This window comes from Rhodoferax sp. (assembly GCF_018063565.1).
Lineage (GTDB): Bacteria > Pseudomonadota > Gammaproteobacteria > Burkholderiales > Burkholderiaceae_C > Rhodoferax.
This window is the reverse complement of record NZ_JAGPBB010000016.1, coordinates 1-22,317: the sequence shown is the minus strand read 5'-3', so window position 1 is coordinate 22,317 and position 22,317 is coordinate 1. Positions and strand designations below refer to the sequence as shown.

General features: G+C 59.6%; 21 protein-coding genes. 12 read left to right on the top strand and 9 right to left on the bottom strand.

The window, feature by feature from the left end; translation table 11 throughout:
• The first annotated feature begins 145 nt into the window (after positions 1–145).
• From KBF66_RS05825 to KBF66_RS05795, 7 genes are read left to right on the top strand one after another with little or no spacing between them, the layout of a single operon-like run.
• A complete protein-coding gene (locus KBF66_RS05825) occupies positions 146–3,067 on the top strand; it encodes a molybdopterin oxidoreductase family protein (protein ID WP_296653786.1) in 2,922 nt (973 codons plus the stop codon).
• A complete protein-coding gene (gene soeB, locus KBF66_RS05820; protein WP_296653783.1) occupies positions 3,064–3,789 on the top strand; it encodes a sulfite dehydrogenase subunit SoeB in 726 nt (241 codons plus the stop codon). The genes KBF66_RS05825 and soeB overlap by 4 nt, the downstream gene beginning before the upstream one ends.
• 21 nt (positions 3,790–3,810) lie before the next feature.
• Positions 3,811–4,752 carry a DmsC/YnfH family molybdoenzyme membrane anchor subunit gene (locus tag KBF66_RS05815; protein ID WP_296653780.1) on the top strand — a complete coding sequence of 314 codons (942 nt, stop codon included), beginning with the start codon at positions 3,811–3,813 and terminating at the stop codon, positions 4,750–4,752.
• Positions 4,753–4,801: 49 nt separating this feature from the next.
• Complete coding sequence (locus KBF66_RS05810; protein WP_296653774.1) at positions 4,802–5,791, top strand: sulfite exporter TauE/SafE family protein; 990 nt, start codon at positions 4,802–4,804, stop codon at positions 5,789–5,791.
• 15 nt (positions 5,792–5,806) lie between these two features.
• Positions 5,807–6,235: a hypothetical protein gene (locus tag KBF66_RS05805; protein ID WP_296653769.1), complete on the top strand. Its 429-nt coding sequence runs from the start codon at positions 5,807–5,809 to the stop codon at positions 6,233–6,235.
• 2 nt (positions 6,236–6,237) lie between these two features.
• Positions 6,238–7,062, top strand: a complete 825-nt coding sequence (locus KBF66_RS05800) for a universal stress protein (protein WP_296653767.1) — start codon at positions 6,238–6,240, stop codon at positions 7,060–7,062.
• Between the two features lie 18 nt (positions 7,063–7,080).
• Positions 7,081–7,719, top strand: coding sequence for a Rieske 2Fe-2S domain-containing protein (locus KBF66_RS05795; RefSeq protein ID WP_296653764.1), 639 nt, complete (start codon positions 7,081–7,083; stop codon positions 7,717–7,719).
• Positions 7,720–7,796: 77 nt separating this feature from the next.
• On the opposite strand, the gene fba is transcribed toward KBF66_RS05795, so the two are convergent.
• The 8 genes from fba to KBF66_RS05755 form a co-directional block, all read right to left on the bottom strand.
• Positions 7,797–8,834, bottom strand: coding sequence for a class II fructose-bisphosphate aldolase (gene fba / locus KBF66_RS05790; protein WP_296653761.1), 1,038 nt, complete (start codon positions 8,832–8,834; stop codon positions 7,797–7,799).
• A 214-nt stretch (positions 8,835–9,048) separates the two neighbouring features.
• The gene (locus KBF66_RS05785; RefSeq protein ID WP_296653758.1) at positions 9,049–10,242 is read right to left on the bottom strand and encodes a phosphoglycerate kinase; all 1,194 of its coding nucleotides are present in this window, start codon (positions 10,240–10,242) and stop codon (positions 9,049–9,051) included.
• Between the two features lie 64 nt (positions 10,243–10,306).
• Entirely contained in the window at positions 10,307–10,975 is a 669-nt protein-coding gene (gph, locus tag KBF66_RS05780; RefSeq protein WP_296653755.1) for a phosphoglycolate phosphatase, read from the bottom strand.
• A 14-nt stretch (positions 10,976–10,989) separates the two neighbouring features.
• On the bottom strand, positions 10,990–13,071 hold the full coding sequence (gene tkt / locus KBF66_RS05775; RefSeq protein WP_296653752.1) for a transketolase: 2,082 nt from the start codon (positions 13,069–13,071) through the stop codon (positions 10,990–10,992).
• A 142-nt stretch (positions 13,072–13,213) separates the two neighbouring features.
• Positions 13,214–14,089 (bottom strand): phosphoribulokinase, encoded by an 876-nt coding sequence (locus KBF66_RS05770; protein ID WP_296653748.1) that lies wholly within the window; start codon positions 14,087–14,089, stop codon positions 13,214–13,216.
• A gap of 89 nt (positions 14,090–14,178) precedes the next feature.
• The gene (locus tag KBF66_RS05765) at positions 14,179–15,276 is read right to left on the bottom strand and encodes a class 1 fructose-bisphosphatase (RefSeq protein ID WP_296653909.1); all 1,098 of its coding nucleotides are present in this window, start codon (positions 15,274–15,276) and stop codon (positions 14,179–14,181) included.
• Positions 15,277–15,322: 46 nt separating this feature from the next.
• A complete protein-coding gene (gene rpe / locus KBF66_RS05760) occupies positions 15,323–16,021 on the bottom strand; it encodes a ribulose-phosphate 3-epimerase (protein WP_296653744.1) in 699 nt (232 codons plus the stop codon).
• 50 nt (positions 16,022–16,071) lie between these two features.
• A complete protein-coding gene (locus KBF66_RS05755; RefSeq protein WP_296653739.1) occupies positions 16,072–16,800 on the bottom strand; it encodes an HAD-IA family hydrolase in 729 nt (242 codons plus the stop codon).
• A 131-nt stretch (positions 16,801–16,931) separates the two neighbouring features.
• Between KBF66_RS05755 and KBF66_RS05750 the strand changes: the two genes are divergently transcribed.
• The 4 genes from KBF66_RS05750 (at position 16,932) to KBF66_RS05735 (ending at position 19,479) form a co-directional block, all read left to right on the top strand.
• On the top strand, positions 16,932–17,843 hold the full coding sequence (locus KBF66_RS05750; RefSeq protein ID WP_296653733.1) for a LysR family transcriptional regulator: 912 nt from the start codon (positions 16,932–16,934) through the stop codon (positions 17,841–17,843).
• Between the two features lie 127 nt (positions 17,844–17,970).
• Positions 17,971–18,240: a hypothetical protein gene (locus KBF66_RS05745; RefSeq protein ID WP_296653731.1), complete on the top strand. Its 270-nt coding sequence runs from the start codon at positions 17,971–17,973 to the stop codon at positions 18,238–18,240.
• 10 nt (positions 18,241–18,250) lie between these two features.
• Positions 18,251–18,466, top strand: a complete 216-nt coding sequence (locus KBF66_RS05740; protein WP_296653728.1) for a hypothetical protein — start codon at positions 18,251–18,253, stop codon at positions 18,464–18,466.
• An 80-nt stretch (positions 18,467–18,546) separates the two neighbouring features.
• Positions 18,547–19,479, top strand: a complete 933-nt coding sequence (locus KBF66_RS05735) for an AEC family transporter (RefSeq protein WP_296653721.1) — start codon at positions 18,547–18,549, stop codon at positions 19,477–19,479.
• A 7-nt stretch (positions 19,480–19,486) separates the two neighbouring features.
• Here KBF66_RS05735 and KBF66_RS05730 read toward each other — a convergent pair whose 3' ends face one another.
• The gene (locus KBF66_RS05730; RefSeq protein WP_296653716.1) at positions 19,487–20,254 is read right to left on the bottom strand and encodes a ParA family protein; all 768 of its coding nucleotides are present in this window, start codon (positions 20,252–20,254) and stop codon (positions 19,487–19,489) included.
• A gap of 196 nt (positions 20,255–20,450) precedes the next feature.
• On the opposite strand from KBF66_RS05730, the gene KBF66_RS05725 reads away from it, so the two are divergent.
• A complete protein-coding gene (locus KBF66_RS05725; RefSeq protein ID WP_296653713.1) occupies positions 20,451–21,830 on the top strand; it encodes a ribulose-bisphosphate carboxylase in 1,380 nt (459 codons plus the stop codon).
• The last annotated feature ends 487 nt before the right edge of the window (positions 21,831–22,317 follow it).

Here is a 22,317-nt window from a genome sequence, read left to right as displayed (position 1 = left end):
CCCGTAGTTGCACCATATTGGTGCATCGGCTACCCATTTGGTTTAGCTTAAATTACCCGTGGCGGCTATGGACGCTATCAAGTTCCTTACATGTAATAAGGGTTATTCATACGTCCCGATTTGACCCCTAGATTGCACCCACTGCATGTCCGCTGTACCACTCCACGACCCTACCCAACCCGTACTGAGCGGTGCCAGCACCGACATACGCACCACCACTTGTTATATGTGTGCCTGCCGTTGTGGCATCCGTGTGCATTTGCGCGATGGCGAGGTACGTTACATCGAGGGCAACCCCGAACACCCGCTGAACCAGGGCATCATCTGCGCCAAAGGCTCATCAGGGATCATGAAGCAGTATTCACCTGCGCGTCTGACCAAACCCCTCAAACGCAAGCCCGGTGCCGAACGCGGTGATGGCCAGTTTGAAGAAATCACCTGGGACGAAGCATTTTCGACGCTGGAGCAGCGGCTGCGCCACTTGCGCGCCACCGACCCCAAGCAATTTGCCCTGTTTACCGGCCGCGATCAAATGCAGGCTTTGACGGGTCTGTTCGCGCGCCAGTTTGGTACACCCAACTATGCCGCACATGGTGGTTTTTGCTCAGTCAACATGGCCGCTGGCATGATCTACACCATTGGCGGGTCGTTTTGGGAATTTGGCGGCCCGGACCTTGAGCGCGCCAAGCTGTTCGTGATGATCGGCACGGCCGAAGACCATCATTCCAACCCGATGAAGCGTGAACTTTCCAAGTTCAAGCGAAACGGTGGCCGTTTCGTCTCCATCAACCCGGTGCGAACGGGTTATTCAGCGATTGCAGATGAATGGGTACCCATCAAGCCTGGGACCGATGGCGCCCTAATGCTGGCATTCATTCACGAACTGCTGAAACAAGGTCTCTACGACCGCGAGTTTCTGACCCGTTACACCAACTCCGGGCAATTGGTGAATCAGGATACGAGCAGCGACGACTTCGGCATGTTTTTGCGCAAGGCTGACGGCGACATTGTCAACCCGCTGCGCCCCGCCAATTTTCAATGGTGGGACCGGCACACCGACAGCGCCGTGGCCGACCACACCGAGGGTGCAGACCCGGCGCTGCTTGGCCGTTTCAAAATGCCTGATGGCACTACTGCCGTGCCGGCATTCCAACTCCTGCAAGACCGTGTCAAAGCCTACACCCCAGAGTGGGCCGAAGGCATCACCGGCATATCTGCAGCGACCATTCGCCGCTTGGCGCACGAAATGGGCATTACAGCGCGCGATCAGAAGATCGAGTTGCCCATTGCCTGGACCGACTGCTGGGGCAAACGCCACGAAACCGTCACCGGCAACCCGGTGGCCTTTCACTCGATGCGCGGCCTGGCCGCACACTCCAACGGATTTCACAGCATCCGCACGCTGGCGATCCTGATGTCGTTGCTGGGCACCATTGACCGACCGGGCGGTTTCCGGCACAAGGCACCCTATCCACGCGCCGTGCCACCCAACGCCCGCCCACCCAAAGGCCCCCAAGATGTCAAGCCCAACACGCCGTTGGGGGGTGCGCCGTTGGGTTGGCCCGAAAGCCCGGACGACCTGTTTGTCGACGACCAGGGCCAACCGGTGCGCATTGACAAAGGGTTTTCGTGGGAACACCCGCTGTCGGCTCACGGGCTGATGCACAACGTGATCACCAACGCGGTGCGCGGCGACCCCTACCACATTGACACCCTGCTGATCTTCATGGCGAACATGGCGTGGAACTCCACCATGAACACCTCTGAAGTGCGCAAGATGCTCAACGACAAACATGCGGATGGCGACAAAAAGGGTGAATACAAAATTCCGTTCCTGGTGGTGTGCGATGCCTACCAGTCGGAAATGACGGCATTTGCCGACCTGATCCTGCCCGACACCACCTACCTGGAGCGCAACGACTGTATGTCGATGCTGGACCGCCCCATTTCCGAGTTCGACGGCCCGGTGGACGCGGTGCGGGTTCCCATTCTGCCGCCCAAGGGCGACTGCAAGCCGTTCCAGGAGGTGCTGATCGAGTTGGCCAGCCGCCTGCAGTTCCCCGCTTTCACCCAGGCCGACGGCGCCCGCAAGTTCAAAAGCTACCCTGACTTCGTCGTCAATTACGAGACCGCACCGGGCTCTGGCATCGGGTTCCTCTCGGGCTGGCGCGGCAAGAGCGGCGAAAAATCCATGCGCGGTGAACCCAACCCGAACCAATGGGAGATGTACGCCAAGAACAACTGCTTCTTCCATTACGAGATGCCGCATGAGCACCAGTACATGCGCAATTGGAACAAGGGCTACATGGAATGGGCGCAGAGCATCGGTATCCGCCGCGATAAAGATCCCATCGTCATCCACATCTACTCTGAATTCCTGCAAGGGTTTCGCCGCGCCGCTCAAGGCAAACGTGCCGGCAAGCAGCCGCCAGACGCACTGCGCAAGCGCGTGGAGACCTATTTTGACCCGCTGCCGTTCTACTACGCTCCGCTCGAAGAGCAGGCCACGGACAAAGCCAAGTACCCGCTCAATGCCCTGACCCAGCGCCCGATGGCCATGTACCATTCCTGGGACTCACAGAATGCCTGGCTGCGCCAGATTCATACCCACAACTACCTGTTCGTCAACCCCAAAACAGCGGGCCGCGAAGGCATCACCGACGGTGGCTGGATGTGGGTTGAATCGCAGTGGGGCAAAGTACGCTGCATGTGCCGCTATTCTGAAGCCGTTGAACCCGGCACGGTCTGGACCTGGAACGCCATTGGCAAATCCAAAGGTGCCTGGAACCTGACGCCTGATGCCAACGAATCACAACGGGGTTTCCTGCTCAACCACCTGATTTCCGAGGAACTGCCGGCTTCGGCGGACGGCGCGCACATCTCCAACTCTGACCCGATCACCGGGCAGGCTGCCTGGTACGACGTGCGCGTGCGCATCTACAAGGCTGAGGCGGGTGAGCCTGCTGAAACATTTCCACAGTTCAAGGCCGTACCCGCAGCGCCCGGGGTACAGGCCAGCTTGCCGCGCTGGCAAGCCTGGTTTGCGGGCAAGGGGATGCAGAAATGACCCAACTCGCTTTAGTCATTGACCTGAACGTGTGTGTAGGCTGCCATGCCTGCGTGACCAGTTGCAAACAGTGGAACACCTCGGGTTCTGCCGGTTATCTGACCGACCTGGACCCGTACGGCGCGGACCCCAACGGCACCTTCTTCAACCGGGTGCAAACCTTTGAGGTCGGCGAGTTTCCCAACACCCAGACCGTGCATTTCCCCAAATCCTGCCTGCACTGCGAAGAGCCGCCTTGCGTGCCGGTGTGCCCCACGGGCGCCAGCTACAAACGTGCTGAGGACGGCATTGTGCTGGTGGACTACGACAAGTGCATTGGCTGCAAATACTGTACCTGGGCCTGCCCCTACGGTGTGCGTGAATTTGACGAGCAGCGCAAGGTGATGACCAAGTGCACCCTGTGCGTGGACCGTGTCACCAGTACCACGCTACCGGAAGCAGAGCGAAAACCGGCCTGTGTACTGGCGTGTCCTGCCAATGCACGCCTTTTTGGCGATGTGCACGATCCGGAATCCGTGGTCTCCAAGGCGATCACTGAGCGGGGTGGCTACCCGCTGATGCCCGAATGGGGCACCAAGCCATCCAACCATTACCTGCCACGGCGCAAGACCGAGATGCGGATTCACCCCGAGGATCTTGAGCGGGTCGACAACCCGCTCAAGATCGACACCAAGCTGCCCGACAGTTATCGTGGCGCGGGCCGTGAAGACTTTGCCACCTGAACCTCAACCGCGATTCCCAACATGCAACCCGCTTTTTCCGTTATTTTTCTCACCACCCTGGCCGGTGCGGCACAAGGCCTGTTTCTCGCGCTTTATGGCACAGAGGTGTCAGGTATTGGGGCACTGACCCCGCAGGAACAACAAGGCTTTTTGGCCACTGGCAGTCTGGTCGCGCTGGTTTTGACCGGATTGGGCTTGATCGCATCGTTTTTCCACCTCGGGCACCCGGAGCGGGCCTGGCGTTCTGCGGCCATGTGGCGCACCTCCTGGCTGTCGCGTGAAGTCATCGCACTGCCCATTTTTATGGGCGGCCTGTTTGTTTACGCACTGGCACATCTCTTGGGTTTGCCCATGACCCCGGTGATTGGCGCACTTACGGTGCTGGCTTGCCTGACCCTGTTTGTCTGCACCGCAATGATCTACGCTTCGGTGCGTTTCCTACAGGAGTGGGCTAGTGCCTTGACGCTGGTGAACTATTTTCTGCTTGGCTGCGCTTCCGGTTTGACGCTGGCCACTGCCCTGGCGGCCCTCAAAGGCGTGCCGGGTCTGGTGACTCCCTACGCCATGGCGGCTGTGGTGTTGACTTTGTTGGCCTGGATCACCCGCACCGCGTCTCTGATACGTAACGCGCGTCTGAAACCCAAGTCGACCCTGCAAAGCGCCATCGGCATCAAGCACCCGCGAATCGTGCAGAAGTCACAGGGTTTTATGGGAGGCTCGTTCAACACGCGGGAGTTTTTCCACGGTCGCAGCGCCGAGATGCTGCGCTCCATCAAATGGATCTTCCTGCTGCTGGTATTTCCAGTTCCTTTGTTGCTTTTGGCGATGGGTGCTTCTTCGGCATCTGCTGGACTGCTGACGGCTGCCTTCGCCTTGCAATACCTGGGGCTGCTGGCTGAACGATGGTTCTTTTTTGCGCAAGCCAACCACCCACAAAACCTGTATTACCAGACCATCTCCTGAGTCGGCGGATCTGTCAGCGCAGGCCCTGCCAACATTCACCTTGGGCATCATGAACCGTTTTGACCTGTGTTGCGGCGTTCCCGCATTCAAGAAACTGGCAATTTTTGCCCGTCCCTTCATTCTTCTGGCGCTGTTCGTTCTGCTAGGCAACTCGGCGCACGCCGCAGCCGAGAGTGTGGTGCCCGCCTCAACTCTGCCTTGGTGGTTCTGGCCATTGGCCCTGTTTGTCACCTGTTTTTTGATTGGCATCGTCGCCGTGCCGGCCGGCATTGGCGGCGGCACCCTGTTTGTGCCCATCATTGGCGGTTTTTTTCCGTTTCACCTGGACTTTGTACGCGGTGCCGGATTGCTGGTCGCGTTGGCCAGTGCCCTGGCCGCTGGCCCATTGTTGCTGCGCGGTGGGCTTTCAAGCTTGCGGCTGGCGCTGCCACTCGCCCTGTTGGCGGCCATGAGTTCCATTGCCGGGGCCATGTTGGGTCTGGCAATGCCGGCATCGACGGTGCAGATCCTGCTTGGAGTGATCGTTCTCGGCATCGTGGTGCTGATGTTCACCGCCAAAAAATCGGAGTTTCCAGTGGTATCCCAACCGGACCGCCTCTCCAGTGCTCTGGGTATTCACGGCATTTTCATTGACGGTGCATCGGGCAACGCCATCAACTGGCAGGTGCACCGCACACCGATGGGTCTGTTCTTGTTTTTGCTGATTGGCGTCATGGCGGGGATGTTTGGCATCGGCGCGGGGTGGGCCAACGTGCCTGCCCTGAACCTGCTGATGGGTGCCCCTTTGAAAGTGTCTGCAGGCACCTCCAGTCTGGTACTGTCGCTGGTGGATTCTTCTGCCGCATGGGTTTACATCAACCGGGGCGCGGTCTTGCCGATGATCGCCGTGCCCTCCGTGGTGGGCATGATGGCGGGTGCCAAAATCGGTGCCCGGTTGCTGAGTGTGCTCAAGGCCTCGGTGATTCGCAAAATGGTGATTGCCTTGCTACTGTTCGCCGGCATTCGCGCCCTTCTCAAAGGTCTGGGCATCTGGATTTAAGGACTAACCCACATCATGATTGCACCCACTGCAGAAAACACCACGCTTCAGAAAGCCGAGGCCACACGCTATGCCAGCATTTTGGACTGGGGTACGCGTCTTGGACTGCTGGTTCTGATTCTGAGCTTTGCCGCTTACGTTCTGGGACTGACCACCCCCCTGGTGGCACTGCAGGACTTACCCCAGTTGTGGAATCAACCGGTCGCGGTTTTTCAGCATAAGACCGGCACACCCCTGGGCTGGGGCTGGCTGTCCATGCTGGGCAAGGGGGACATGCTCAACCTGCTGGGCATTGCCATCTTGGCCGGTTGCTCGATTCCGCCTTTGTTGAGCCTGATCCCGCTGTACCTCCAGCGGCGCGACTTCACCTATGCCGGTATTTGCCTGGCCATCATGCTGGTGCTGGTGCTGGCCGCATCCGGCGTTCTGACCGGAGGGCATTGAACATGGGTCAGGTCTTTACCCGCTTGCTGTTGGCCACCGAACATACCGAGTTTGATACCGGGTCCGAGGCCGTTGCGCTGAGCATGGCCAAACGTTGTGGCTTGCCGCTGGCCACCGTATTGCCACTGATCAGCAACCCCGAGTACGAAGCACTGGCGCCAGAAATCGCCACCCGCGCTGAAGCAGAGGCTGCGGCCAAAATTGCCCAGATTCGTTCTGAGGCCGACCAGCAAGGCGTGGTCATTGACTTGCATGTGCGACGCGGCGAGGAGCCGTATCAGGAGATCGTTGACGAAGCGCGGGACCGCAAGACCGAGTTGATCATCGTGCGCCGGCGCGGCAAGCGCGGCTTTCTGGCCAAGTTGATGATGGGCGAAATGGTCAGCAAGGTGCTGGCACACGCGCCCTGCCACGTCTTGTTTGCACCCCGCGGCGCACGGATGTGGAGCCAGTGTGTTCTGGTGGCAGCCGAGCCCGGTGTCCAAGGGTTGCGCTTGGTCAGCACCGCCGCGGCCATTGCCGCCGAATGCAGCCTGCCGCTGCATCTGGTCTATGTCACGGCGACCGACAAGCCCGCCGCCGATACCGACAGCTTTCTGGCACAAGCCAGGAAAGCCGCGCTCAATTCCGGTATCGCACTGCAGACCCAGGTGCGCCATGGCAAAGCCTATGCCGAGATCATTGCTGCGGGCTCGGCGATACAGGCCGATTTGCTGGTGATTGGCAGTCGCAACGACAGCCACGTCGGTCATGCCATGATTGGTGGCGTGGCGCAAAAAATCATCGGCTTGTCGGACAATCCGGTGCTTGCGCTCAATTTAACCTGAACCCCCTGGAGAACTGCGATGAGTGACGCCCTGAATTACCTGATCAAGACCCGGCCCGAGACCATCAGCCATTACTTTGCCTTTCTGAAACAGACCGGCACCCATCTGGACCCCAAAACCAGAAACCTGATCTCCGTCATCACCAAGGTCTACTCCCAGACCGACCGTGGTTTTCGCCAGTACCTGGGCCGCGCTCTGCGCGAGGGTTGCACACCGATGGAAGTGCTTGACGCCCTGCTGATGGCCTTCCCGGCACTGGGACTGGCCAAGATCACTTGGGCAGTGGACATTATTCTCGACATGAACATCCCGGGTTTTGACCCAGACGTCATCAACCAGAAGACCCCTGCACCGGCCGAGTGGCGCGACGTGATGGCCAGCAAGGACGTCAAGGACGGACAGGTTACCCGCACCGAATGCCAGGGTCGCGGGCTGTTTGTCTATCGTGAGGGGAAGACGTTTCAGATTTACGACAGCCACTGCCCGCACCAAAGCACCAACATCCCGGAACTGGCCATCAGCGGCACCACCTTGACCTGCCCCAAACACCAATGGGAATTTGATGCGCACGATGGTAGCTGCATCAAAAAGGGCAACACCGGCTTGACACGAATCGAATCGAAAGTGGTCAAGGGTCGCCTGTTGGCGCACTGGTAAACAACCAGGATGCGGCAACGCGCGGCGAGTTCAGCCCGCGGTATCGGCCCGACGAACGCTGTCGGGCCAAACACCGGCTAGTTGTACCGTGCAGCCATCACGTCAAGGTGGATCGGCTTGATGCGCGAGCCCTTGCCGGCGCAGCCAAAGGCCTCAAAACGCAGTTTGCAGATTCCCATGGCCGCCTTGCGCGCGGCGATCAGGCTTTTACGCGGGTCGAACTCGCTGGGATTTTTGGCAAAACTCTCACGCATGGCACCGGTCATGGCCAGGCGGATGTCGGTGTCAATGTTGACCTTGCGCACGCCATTCTGAATGCCACGCACGATTTCTTCCACCGGCACACCGTAAGTTTCTTTCAACTCGCCGCCGTACTGGCGGATGATCGCCAGCCACTCCTGCGGCACACTGCTGGAGCCGTGCATCACCAGATGCGTATTGGGAATTTGCGCATGAATTTGCGCGATGCGGTCGATCGCCAGGATGTCGCCCGTGGGCTTGCGGGTGAATTTGTAAGCGCCGTGGCTGGTACCAATGGCAATCGCCAGCGCATCGACGCCGGTCTTGGCGACAAAGTCTTTGGCCTGCACCGGGTCGGTCAGCATCTGGTCGTGGCTGAGTTTGCCTTCGGCGCCAATGCCGTCTTCTTCGCCGGCATCACCGGTTTCCAGGCTACCCAGACAACCTAATTCACCTTCCACCGACACACCCACGGCATGCGCCATTTCGCAGACCTTGCGGGTGATGTCCACGTTGTACTCATAGCTGGAGGGGGTCTTGCCGTCGCCCATGAGCGAGCCATCCATCATCACGCTGGTAAAGCCAGAGCGGATCGACTGCTGGCACACTGCAGCGGTGGTGCCGTGATCCTGATGCATCACCACCGGAATGTCCGGATAGGTTTCAACAGCGGCCAGCACCATGTGGCGCAGGTAGGCTTCGCCCGCATACTTGCGGGCACCTGCGCTGGCTTGCAGGATCACCGGACTGTCGGTGGCCGCGGCGGCCTCCATGATGGCCTGGATTTGCTCCAGATTGTTGACGTTGAAGGCAGGCACGCCATAGCCGTTTTCAGCGGCGTGGTCGAGCATTTGACGAAGGGATACGAAGGCCATGGTTTGTCTCCTGGTTTTACTGATGAAAATTGACTCTAGCGCTTATCTGGAATGCGAGAGATGCTATGTTTTTTGTGTTTACTTGGCGGCTTGCGTTGAATGCCGCCCTATGGCTCCGCGCTTGGATCGTCGGCCGTGCGCCTGCTCACCGCAGCCATTGGGGTCAGAGCCGTCTGCGCTTCGCTTCGCGGATCTGACCCCAAAGGCTGCTGAGTCAGCCTTCGGCGCGCTTTTGCAAAATCTCAAACGCCGGCAGCGTCTTGCCTTCCAGCACTTCAAGAAACGCGCCGCCGCCAGTGCTGATGTAACCCACGTCTTTCTCGATGCCGTACTTGGCAATGGCTGCCAGCGTGTCACCCCCCCCGGCGATGCTGAACGCATCCGACTCGGCAATGGCCATGGCAATGGTCTTGGTGCCGTTCTCGAATGCGGGAAATTCAAACACGCCCACCGGGCCGTTCCACACAATCGTGCCTGCGGCCTTGAGCTGCGCAGCGAGTTTGGCTGCAGTTTGCGGGCCGATGTCGAGAATCATGTCGTCGTCGGCCACATCGGTGGCGGCCTTGACCGTGGCAGGTGCGTCAGCGGCAAAGGTTTTGGCGCAGACCACGTCGGTGGGGATGGGTACGTCGGCACCACGCGCTTTCATCGCGGCAATCACGGCCGTGGCTTCGCCCAGCAGGCTGGGTTCGGCCAGGCTTTTGCCGATTTTTAGCCCGGCGGCGAGCATGAAGGTGTTGGCGATGCCGCCCCCCACAATCAGGTTGTCGACATTTTTGGCCAGCGCTTGCAGGATGCTGAGCTTGGTGCTGACTTTGCTGCCCGCCACAATCGCCACCAGCGGGCGTTTGGGGTTGGCCAGGGCTTTGTTGATGGCGTCAATTTCAGCCGCCAACAGGGGGCCGGCGCAAGCGATTGGGGCGAACTGGGCAATGCCGTAGGTGGTGCCTTCAGCGCGGTGGGCAGTGCCAAAGGCGTCGTGCACAAACACGTCGCACAGTGCGGCCATTTTTTTGGCCAGGTCTTCGTTGTTTTTCTTCTCCCCTTTATTGACGCGGCAGTTTTCCAGCATCACGAGTTGACCGGGTTGAACGTCCACACCATCGACCCAGTTGGCTACGACCGGCACCTCACGCCCGAGCAGTTCACCCAGGCGCTTGGCCACGGGTGCAAGTGAGTCTTCGGGCTTGAACTCGCCTTCGGTCGGGCGGCCCAGGTGGCTGGTGACCATGACGGCGGCACCGGCCTCCAGCGCCATCTTGATGCACGGCACGCTGGCGCGGATGCGGGTGTCTTCGGTGATGTTGCCCGCATCGTCCTGCGGCACGTTGAGGTCGGCGCGGATGAACACCCGCTTGCCCTTGGCTTGACCCGCAGCAATCACATCAGCAAAACGCAAGACTTTCATGACAGACTCCAAAAGTTAATGACAAATCGGGCTCTAGCGCTTATTTAACAAGCGCCAGCAGCTACTAATTAAGAAGTTCAGAACAATTCTGGATCAGACGGTCGGGCTGACACGCCGCAATGGGTTGACCCATGTTGTAGCCATAGGGCAACAGCCACACCGCAACCCCGGCCGCGCGTGCGGTCGCCGCATCAATGCTGGAGTCACCGACGAACAGCGCGCGATCGGCAGTCACACCGAACCGGGTCAGGCAATGCGCAACACCGGCCGGGTTGGGTTTTTTGGTCGCCAAGGTGTCGCCACTGATCACCACATCGAACAAATCCGTGAGTTTCTGCACTTCCATCACGATCTGGGTGTAACGCTCTTCCTTGTTGGTCACCACCGCCAGCCGGGTGCCCTGCGCGCGCAGCGCTTCGAGGGTTTCGCGCACCTTCGGGTACAAATGACTGCGCGTACCACAGCGGCGGCCGTAAAACACGTTGTACTCGCCCACCATGGTGCGCAGCAGTTCGCTGGCACGGACTTCGTCGGGTGGCCGCCCGGTGGCAAACGCCACCGCGTCGACCAGCAGCGACAAGGTACCGTGGCCAATCCAGTCGTTAACCTGCTGTTGCGACACCAGCGGCAGATCGAAACGCGCAAGCGTGTCGTTGACCGCGTCCATGATTTCGGGCGCGGTCTCTACCAGCGTGCCATCCAGGTCAAACATGACCAGATCAAACTTGCGCATGAAACGGCCGCGCCTTAGTTGCCCGAGGGAACCACGGTGTCGGGCAGCGGCTCGGCACGCTTGCTGGCGGCGCGGTGCACGATGGTGCGGATGTTGGTCACCACGCGGTCCACCGTCAGGCCAAAGTGCTCGTAGAGCTTGGGAGCCGGGGCCGACTCGCCAAACGTGGGCATGCCCAGCACCACCCCGTGGCGGCCCACATACTTGCGCCAGAAGTCGGGGTGTGCAGCCTCGATGGCCAGCGCCGGGGTGTTGAACGGAATCACCATTTCCTGGTAAGCCGGCGGCTGACGGTCGAACACGTTGGTGCACGGCATGGACACCACCCGCACGCCAATACCATCCTCGGCCAGCACTTTTTGCGCCTTCATGGCGATTTCAAGCTCGGAGCCAGTCGACACGATCACGGCCTGAGGGTTTTCCGCCTCCGACAGGATGTAGCCGCCCTTGCGGATGTTGTCCACCATGCTGACATCGGTCAGACGCGGCAGGTTCTGGCGCGACAGGCACAGGGCGCTCGGGCCGTCACGGCGCTCAATCGAATGCGCCCAGGCCACTGCGGTTTCCAGTCCGTCGGCAGGACGCCACACGTCCAGTCCGGGGATGATGCGCATTGAAGGGATGTGTTCGATGCTCTGGTGCGTCGGGCCGTCTTCGCCCAGACCAATGGAGTCGTGGGTGAACACATGAATCACGCGGATCTTCATCAGCGCCGCCATGCGGATGGCGTTGCGGCTGTAGTCGCTGAAGGTCAGGAAGGTGCCACCGTAGGGGATGTAGCCGCCATGCAGCGCAATACCGTTCATGATGGCGGCCATGCCAAACTCGCGCACACCGTAGCTCAGGTGGTTGCCCCAGGTGTCACGGCTGGCACGCACGCAGCCCTTGAAGTTGGTCAGGTTGGAGCCGGTCAGGTCGGCACTGCCACCGAAAAACTCGGGCACCAGCGGCGCAATGGCGTCCAACGCGTTCTGACTGGACTTGCGGGTGGCAAAGGCCGTGGCGTTGCCCGCAATGGATTCCAGCAGACCTGGCAGCTTCTCGGAATATGCAGGCAAAAGGTCACCGGCCATGCGGCGCTCAAACTCGGCAGCGTCGTCCGGGTATAACGCGCGGTAGGCCTCAAAGCGGTCACGCCAGGCGCGCTCGGCCACCACACCGCGCGCCACGGCGTTCCAGCTGGCGGCGATGTCGGCCGGGATCTCGAACGGTGCCGATGTCCAGCCCAGTGCTTCACGCGTGGCGGCCACTTCGGCAGCTCCCAGCGCAGCACCGTGCACATCGTGCGTACCAGCCTTGTTGGGCGAGCCCATGCCGATCACAGTCTTGCAGCAGATCAGCGTGGGTTTGCCTGCGGCGTCGCCGGCTTGCGCCTTGGCAGCCTTGACCGCCGCGTCAATGGCAGCCGGGTCATGACCATCAACCCCAGGAATCACGTTCCAGCCATAGGCCTCAAAGCGCTTGGGCGTATCGTCCGTGAACCAGCCTTCGACATGGCCGTCAATCGAGATACCGTTGTCGTCATAGAAGGCCACCAGCTTGGACAGGCGCAGTGTGCCCGCCAGGGCGCACGCCTCGTGGCTGATGCCCTCCATCATGCAACCGTCACCCAAAAACACATAGGTGAAGTGATCAACGATGCTGTGCTGGACACCGCCTTCTTCGCGGTTGAACTCCTGTGCCAGCAGCTTTTCGGCCAGCGCCATACCGACGCCATTGGTGATGCCCTGACCGAGCGGACCGGTCGTGGTCTCCACGCCAGGGGTGATGCCGTACTCGGGGTGGCCCGCGGTCTTGCTGTGCAACTGGCGGAAGTTTTTCAGCTCTTCCATCGGCAGGTTGTAGCCGGTCAGGTGCAGCAGCGCATAAATGAGCATCGAACCATGCCCGTTGGAAAGCACAAAACGGTCACGGTTGGCCCAAAGCGGGTTGGTCGGGTTGTGGCTCAAGTGGCGGTTCCACAGCACTTCGGCAATGTCGGCCATGCCCATGGGCGCGCCGGGGTGGCCGGATTTGGCTTTTTCGACGCCGTCAACGGCGAGCATGCGAATGGCATTGGCCATCTGTTTGGCGAATTCGGGGGTGGGTGTTGTCATGGTCTTTTAAATGGTGAGAGTGTCTTTGAGTGAACGCGCAGTTTCTTGCGGTGCAAATCTTAGTCTTATCTGAAACGGGAAAAAGATCGGGCGGCGGAGACAGAGCAAATTTGCGCTGCAAATCCTGGTCTGTCCCCAGGCATCAGGAAGCCTTTTTCTGTCGCTCCATCATGCGCCAGACGAAGGGCGTGAAGATGAGTTGCATCGCCAGCTCCATCTTGCCACCCGGTACCACGATGGTGTTGGCGCGGCTCATGTAGCTGTCATGGATCATGTTCATCAGGTACTGGAAGTCGATGCCCTTGGGGTTACTGAAGCGGATCACCACCATGCTCTCGTCGGCACTCGGGATGTCGCGCGCAATGAACGGGTTGCTGGTGTCGACCATGGGCACACGCTGGAAGTTCACATGGGTGTGCATGAACTGCGGGCAGATGTAGTTCACGTAATCGGGCATGCGGCGCAGGATGGTGTCGGTCACCGCCTCGGTGCTGTAGCCACGTTGCTTCTTGTCACGATACAGCTTCTGGATCCACTCCAGGTTGATGACTGGCACTACCCCCACCAGCAAGTCGGGGTACTGGGCCACGTTTACCTCGTCGGTCACCACCGCGCCATGCAGACCCTCGTAATACAGCAAGTCGGTACCGGTGGGCACGTCCTCCCAAGGCGTGAAGGTGCCCGGGTCCTGCTTGTACGGCGCAGCTTCTTCTGCGTCGTGCAGGTACTTGCGGCGCTTGCCGGTGCCGGTTTCGCTGTAGTTGCGAAACAGCGCCTCCAGGTCGCCCAGCATGTTGTTTTCCGGGCCAAAATGGCTGAAGTTTTTGTTGCCGGCGGCTTCGGCTTCAGCAGCCTTGAGCTTCATGGCCTTGCGGTCATGACGGTGAAAGCTGTCGCCCTCGATCACCGCCGCCTTGACCTTTTCGCGGCGGAAGATGTTCTCAAACGTACGGGTAACCGAAGTGGTACCAGCGCCGCTGGAACCCGTGATGGCGATGATGGGGTGACGTACTGACATGGCAAGCTCTCCTCAAGTTTAAAAATTGGTATAAAACAGGCTCTAGCCCAATATGGGTATGCGCTGGCAGCTATATTTTTTGTTAATAATCAGTCGCGAAACAGACTACGTTCGGCAAACAGCGGGTTGTGCAGTTCGACCTCGACCGGTTCGCGGTGGTAGCGCTCGATGCGCTCCACCTCGTTTTTCGAGCCGAACACAAAGCCTATGCGCTGGTGCAGACTGCTGGGCTGGACTTCGAGCACCGGCATCTCACCGGTGGAGGCGCGCCCACCGGCCTGCTCCATGATCATGCCCACCGGATTGGCTTCGTAGAGCAGGCGCAGGCGACCCGGTTTGGACGGGTCTTTGGTGTCACGCGGGTACATGAAGACGCCGCCGCGCATCAGAATGCGGTGCGCCTCAGCCACCATACTGGCAATCCAGCGCATGTTGAAGTCTTTGCCACGCGGGCCGGTCTTGCCGGCCAGGCACTCGTCCACATAGCGTTTGACCGGCACCTGCCAGAAGCGCGCGTTGGAGGCGTTGATGGCAAATTCCTGCGTGTCTTCGGGAATGCGCAGTTTGGGGTGGGTGAGCATGAACTCGCCCAGATTCGGGTCCAGCGTGAAGCCGTTGACGCCGTCGCCCACGGTCAGCACCAGCATGGTGGTAGGGCCATACAGGGCGTAACCCGCCGCCATCTGTTTCGTGCCGGGCTGGAAAAAATCCGCCTCGACCACATCGCGCCCGGAGTCAATCACCTCTTGTGGCGCGCGCAGCACACTGAAGATGCTGCCCACCGACACATTGACGTCGATGTTGCTCGAACCGTCAAGCGGGTCAAACACGATCAAGTAGTTACCCCGCGGGTACTGCTTGGGGATCTGGTAGGGCAAGTCCATCTCTTCCGAGGCCATGCCAGCCAGGTTGCCTGACCACTCGGTGCGCTGCATGAAGACGTCGTTGGAGAGCACGTCGAGCTTTTTCTGCGTTTCGCCTTGCACATTGACCGAGCCACCCTCGTCGGCAGCATGGTTGCCCATCATGCCAGCGAGTTCGCCATAGGCCACGGCCTTGGCGATACCTTTGCAGGCCAGCGCCACGTCAAGAATCAGCGCATTGAAGTCGCCGCTGGCAGAAGGGAAACGGCGGCGTTCCTCGATCAGGAATTGCGTCAGCGTCGACCGGTTGGAACGAAGGGTCATGGACATAGGAAGTCTCCTGGTAATTTAAATACTTGCGGTGGTCTGATCAGGCAGGGTGGGCCGCGCGGCGTAGCGCCTGCATCACACCCTTGTAGCCACCATCGGGGTCTTTGGCACCAAATACGGCACTGCCCGCCACGCAGGTGTCGGCGCCAGCGGCGACGATTTCGCCGATGTTGTCGGTCTTGACACCACCGTCCACCTCCAGCCAGATCGGCTGGCCACCGGCGGCCACATGGGCGTCAATTTTGGCGCGCACCGTGCGCAGTTTGGCGAGTGTGCTGGGGATGAACTTCTGCCCGCCAAAGCCAGGGTTGACGCTCATCAGCAAAATCATGTCGAGTTTGTCCATCACATGGTCCAGCACATCCACCGGGGTGGCCGGGTTGAGCACCAGACCGGCCTTGCAGCCCAGCTCGCGAATCATCGACAGACTGCGGTCCACATGCTTGGACGCCTCGGGGTGAAAGGTGATGATGTTGGCACCGGCCTTGGCAAACAGCGGAATGATGGCGTCCACCGGCTCGACCATCAAATGCACGTCGATCGGGATGCTCACATGGGGGCGGATGGCTTCGCACACCAGCGGGCCAATGGTCAGGTTGGGCACGTAATGGTTGTCCATTACATCAAAGTGCACCAGGTCGCAACCCGCAGCCTCAATGGCGCGTACCTCTTCGCCCAGGCGGGCAAAGTCGGCAGACAGAATGGATGGAGCCAAACGCAGGACGGGGCTGGAGTTCATGGGGAAGGTGCTTTCAGAAGGTTAAAAATTGAACAGGCAGCGGGTGCGCTTCAGGCCCGCGGGAAATTCTGCCACTGGCGCAGGGCGGTCAGCGTGACATGGCTCAAATCAGGCACAACTTTGAGCGCGCCCGTGAAGTCATGGTGCGCGGTAAACGGGTTCGGCGTGATGATGGTCCCCAGGCCCGCCGCCGTGGCCGCCCGCAGGCCATTGTTGGAGTCTTCAAACGCCAGGCAGGCAGCCGCAGGCAGTTTGAGTGCGGCCAGCATCTGCAAATACACCTGCGGGTGCGGCTTTTTGATCGGGGCGGTGGACGCATCGCCAATGGCTGAAAAGTTCAGACGCCAGTCCGCACCGACGGCGTGACGCATCAATGCGGCAATGTTCACCGGTGAGGTGGTGGTGGCAATCGAGAGTTGCAGGCCGGCGCTCAGTGCCTCGTCCATGAGCTTGAGGACGCCGGGGCGTAGACTCACCGCACCGCTGTTGACAGCCGCCTCGTAAGCCGCTGTTTTAAGCTCATGGATACGCACGATCTGGTCGTGCAGCGCGTGAGCGTCAAGCTCTCTGACTGCAGGGTTGACCTGGTTCCAGTAATGCAGGATGCGTTCCTTGCCGCCCGAAATCTCCAGCAGTCCGATATACATGTCGGTGCTCCAGACCCAACCCAGGCCGACTTCGGCAAAGGCGTGGTTGAAGGCGGCCATGTGCACGCTCTCGGTGTCGGCCAGCGTGCCGTCGACATCAAAAATCAGAGCTTTCAGAGCGCCAGTGGCCATGGAAGAGTGTCCTTTGCGGGTGAAAAAGGGCCGACTGCGATCGGCATGGCTTTACTTTAATGGGGCTGACTCATAAACTCTAATCACGTTTTATTGAAAAATCATCAGGAACCCCTGATGTAACTCAGTCCATGCGCCCCTACACCTTCAAACAAATCCAGACTTTTATGGAAGTGGCGCGCCAGCGCTCGGTTTCCAAGGCGGCTGAGCGCCTGTTTGTCACGCAACCAGCCGTGTCAATGCAACTGCGCCAGTTGGAAGACGCGTTCGGTCTGGCGCTGGTGGAGCCGATGGGGCGCAACATTCAGTTGACTGCGGCAGGCGAAGCATTTTTGACCTACGCCACCAACGCCATGGGACAGTTCAAGGACCTCGAGGCCCTGATGGCCGAGCATGTGGGCCTGAAAAAAGGCCGCATCGACCTGGCGGTGGTGAGCACCTCCAAGTACTTCATCCCGATGCTGCTGGTGCGCTTTACCCGATTGCACCCGGGTATCGATGTGCAGCTCAACATCGATAACCGCGAGAACGTGCTCGGTCTGCTGGCACGCAACGAAACCGACCTGGTGGTGATGGGGCGCGCACCCAGCCACCTCGACTGCGAAGCCACCCCCTTTGCCACCAACCCGCTGGTGATGGTGGCACCACCCGACCACCCGCTGGCACGGCGCAAAAACCTGCCGTTTGAAGCATTGGCCGAGTACAGCTTTGTGGTGCGTGAAGAAGGCTCAGGCACCCGCGCGGCGATGCAGCGCCTGTTTGAAGACCACAAGACAACACTCAGGGTGGTGATGGGCATGCCCAGCAACGAGACCATCAAGCAGGCGGTGATGGCCGGCATGGGATTGAGCTTCTTGTCGATGCGCACCATTCGCCACGAACTCGCCAGCGGCCACATTGCCCTGCTCGACGTACAGGGCCTGCCACAGATCAACCACTGGTATGTGACGCATCTCAGCAGCAAAAAGCTCTCGCCGGCCGCCAAGGCGTTCAAAGGCTTTCTGATCGAGCAGGGCGGCGCCTTGATGGACACCTGGAGTTAAGGGTTCGTCAGGGTGTCGCAAAGTGGAGACGGAAAAACCCCACGCTAACCAAGGATGCCTCGCGATATTAGGGTTTACCCTATACTGCACTGCACTGCACCATTTGGTTTTCACAAAGGAATCGACCATGACCGACACCACTTATCAGGCGCCCAATCTGACGTTGGAAGCACAAAACGTCCTGACCGCCTTACAAGATCTGGCGCTGGCCACCCGACGACTGGTCGTGGCAGCATTTTTCAAGCTGGCGCAGTACCGCCAGCCGGATCCGCAACTGACGGCACAACAACAAGCCGCAGAACTGCGCGCCTATGCCGACCGCTTTTACGCCCACGACCCACGGTATGCCCAAGACTTGTATGCCGCCGCCAACCGTCATGAAAAAGCCGCCGAATGAGGAAATTACCATGAAATCCAACTCCCCGACCAGCCCCGGCGCTGGCAACTTTCGGCGCACCGCCTCCTTGCTGCTGGGCCTGCCATTTGACCTGGCGCGTGAGCAGTACGCCCAAGCCGTTCGCTGGGGTCTGCTCAAGAACTCGTTGCTCGCATCCGCCCGGTTTGCGCGCGAACTGGCGCGCGCGGAGCGGCAGACGCTGGGTCCGTGGGCCCGCCAGATCTAGACTCCGGGTTTACATGCGCGCAGGGCACACCATGATGGTCTGATGTTTCTGGCGGGACCCCTTGCTGCAAGATCGCCCCCATGCTGGACATTTTTTCCATCACCCTGCCCATTTTTCTGATCATCGGCTTGGGTTATTTGTCGATCCAGTTCAGGCTATTTGCCAAAACCGAGATTCGCCCGCTCGGCACTTTTGTGCTGATGTTCGCCTTGCCTGCGCTCATTGTGCGCACTTTCTCGCAGCGCTCGATGGGCGAAGTCATCGACACCCACTACCTGCTGGCGCTGGCGCTGGGGTCCTTGGTTTCCATGGTAGTGGGCCTGATGGTTGCGCATTGGGTGCTCAAGACACCTATTGATGTCAGCGCCATCAGTGCCATGGGTATGTCATGTTCCAACAGTGGCTACATTGGTTATCCGCTGGCGTTGCTGGTGATTGGCCCGATTGCCAGTGTGGCGCTGGCACTCAATATGCTGGTGGAAAACCTGCTGATGATCCCGCTGACACTGGCGCTGGCCGAGATCAGCTTCGGTCAGGGGCAGCGCTTCTGGCCGGTGTTGGGCGGCATTGCCACCCGCTTGCTGCGTTCACCGCTGATCGTGTCGATTGCCGTGGGCATGGCCCTGTCCATTTTGGGCATCCCATTGCCGACACCGCTGGCGCGCACCGTTGACATGCTGGCGATGGCATCCGGTCCGGTGGCGCTATTTGTCATAGGCGCCAACCTGCATGGCCTGCACCTGGGTGGCATGGTGGGCAACCTCAGCCTGATCGTGCTGGGCAAACTGCTGCTGCACCCGTTGGCCGTGGCGGCCGCCCTGCTGCTGTTTCCGGTGTCAAACCCCGACTTGCGCACCGCCGCCATCCTGATGGCCGCGGTGCCCATGATGGGCATCTACCCGCTGCTGGGGCAGCGTTTTGGGCAAGAAAAACTCTGCTCAGCGGCGCAACTAGGTGCAACCGTGCTATCTTTCATCACATTGAGCTTGCTACTCCTGGTGCTGCAACACTGAAGCCAGGTTACTGGCGCAATCCGTCATGCAGTTCAACCAGCGCCAACGTGATCTTGTGGTTGGGGTCCAAATAAATCATCGGCAGCGACTGCTCGTGTGACTCGCGAATCTTCACCGACGAAGGCAAATACGGCTGCAGCACCGGCAAACCTTCGTCAATCAGTTCTGCCACCATGCGTTGTGGCAGGTTGGCACGCGCCTGGAACTGGTTCACCACAATGCCGTCGATCTGCAGTTGCGGGTTGTGGTCGGCGCGGATTTCCTGCACGTTCTCGAGCAACGCATACAGCGCCTGGCGCGAAAAACTATCGCAGTCAAACGGGATCAGGCAACCGGTGGCGCCAATCAGCGCGGCACGGGTAAAGAAGTTCAGCGCCGGTGGGGTATCGATATAGATACGGTCGTAAGTTTCGCCCAGCTGCTTGAGAGCCTCGCGCAACTTGTAGATTTTTTGCCGCGATTCGAGCTTGACCTGCAACTCGTTGAGCGCCGGACTCGACGGCATCACGTCAAGATTTTCAAACGGCGTCTCGACCACGAATTCAATCGCTGGAATGGTTTTGAAGCTGTAGCTTAACGAATGCTCAAAAAAGCCCGCCACGGTGGGTTGATCGTCGCTGGCCGTGCTGCCAAGCAAATAACTGGTGGAGTTGCCCTGCGGGTCCAGGTCGATCACCAGCGTGCGCAGGCCTTGGCTGGCGCTGATGGCGGCCAGATTGCAGGTGATGGTGGACTTGCCGACACCGCCTTTTTGATTGAAGACAACGATGGGCATGGAGCGCTCCTTTGACGCAATAGTGAATCGGCAGGGTAATAGCCGCTATTGTCCGTGAACTCAACGCCCTCACATGGCCTCCAATTCATCAGTTAAACCTAATTTGATTAGCAATTTATTTGAATTTTCATGATGAATAAGCGTGTCTATAGTTCAGCCCATCAACAGCTTCAACCCACTCAACAGGAGATAAACCATGGATCAATCGAACCGCTACGCTGACCTGAGCCTCAAGGAAGAAGACCTCATTGCCGGTGGCAAACACATTCTGGTGGCCTACAAGATGGCACCCAAGCCCGGCTACGGCTACCTGGAGGCGGCCGCGCACTTTGCCGCCGAGTCCTCCACCGGCACCAATGTGGAAGTCAGCACCACCGATGATTTCACCCGCGGTGTGGATGCGCTGGTGTACTACATCGACGAAGCCACGGAAGACATGCGCATTGCGTACCCGATTGACCTGTTTGACCGCAACATGACTGACGGGCGCATGATGATTGTGTCTTTCCTGACGCTGGTCATCGGCAACAACCAGGGCATGGGCGACATCAAGCACGCCAAGATCCACGACTTTTACATGCCCGAGCGCGCCATCCAGCTGTTTGACGGCCCGTCCAAAGACATTACTGACATGTGGCGCATCCTGGGTCGCCCGGTGAAAGACGGCGGCTACATTTCCGGCACCATCATCAAGCCCAAGCTGGGCCTGCGTCCCGAGCCGTTTGCCAAGGCAGCCTACCAATTCTGGCTGGGTGGTGACTTCATCAAGAACGACGAGCCGCAAGGCAACCAGGTGTTCTGCCCGGCCAAGAAGGTTTATCCGCTGGTCTATGACGCCCTGAAGCGCGCCCAGGACGAAACCGGTCAGGCCAAGCTGTTCTCGGCCAACATCACCGCAGACGACCACTACGAAATGTGCGCCCGTGCTGACTTCATTCTGGAAACTTTTGGCCCGGATGCGGACAAGGTCGCCTTCCTGGTGGACGGTTTTGTCGGCGGCCCCGGCATGATCACCACCGCCCGTCGCCAGTACCCCAACCAGTACCTGCATTACCACCGCGCCGGCCACGGCATGATCACCAGCCCCAGCGCCAAGCGCGGTTACACCGCCTTTGTGCTGGCCAAAATCTCGCGTCTGCAAGGGGCCAGCGGCATCCACGTCGGCACCATGGGCTACGGCAAGATGGAAGGTGAAGGCGATGACCGCAACATTGCCTACATGATTGAGCGTGACGAGTGTCAGGGCCCGGTCTATTTCCAGAAATGGTATGGCATGAAGCCCACCACCCCGATCATCTCGGGCGGCATGAACGCGCTGCGTCTGCCAGGTTTCTTCCAGAATCTGGGCCACGGCAACGTGATCAACACCGCCGGTGGCGGCTCTTATGGCCACATTGACTCACCCGCAGCCGGTGCGATTTCCCTGCGCCAGTCGTATGAGTGCTGGAAAGCCGGTGCCGACCCGATCGAGTTCGCCAAAGAGCACAAGGAATTTGCCCGTGCGTTCGAGTCGTTCCCGAAAGATGCTGACCAGATCTTCCCGGGCTGGCGCGAGAAGCTTGGCGTTCACAAGTAAGCAAGGGCTCTGATACAGAAAACCTGAAGGCAACTTTGGGTTTCCTTTGTTTGGAGCGCGCCTGGCGATGGGCCGCCCTGCGCCGCTCATGTCCCCCGGGGTAGACTGCGTCCGCCCCTCCTCCTTGACTTGGCAAAACCCCAAGTCCACGCTTTGCAGGGCAGCCCATCACCAAGCGCTTACGTTTAGTGTGGAACTGTGCCCTCCGTTGAGACTGTGTAACCCCCTAACCGGCGTCCAGCAGCGTGTGTGGGGTGTCTGGCGTAGCGAGGTTAAGGAGGAGGCCCAGACGCAGTCGGGGCCGGGGGACACGAGCGAAGTCAGATACCCCACGCGCGCTGCGGGTTACAGTTAACAAAACACCCGGCATCCTTTTTTCCCAGCGACCGTAAAGTTGACCCCACAGGAATCCGCCATGACGAATCTTGCCCAGCAATACAGCATCACCCAAGAGCCGTTCTATCAAGCACAGACCAATGAAGTGGCC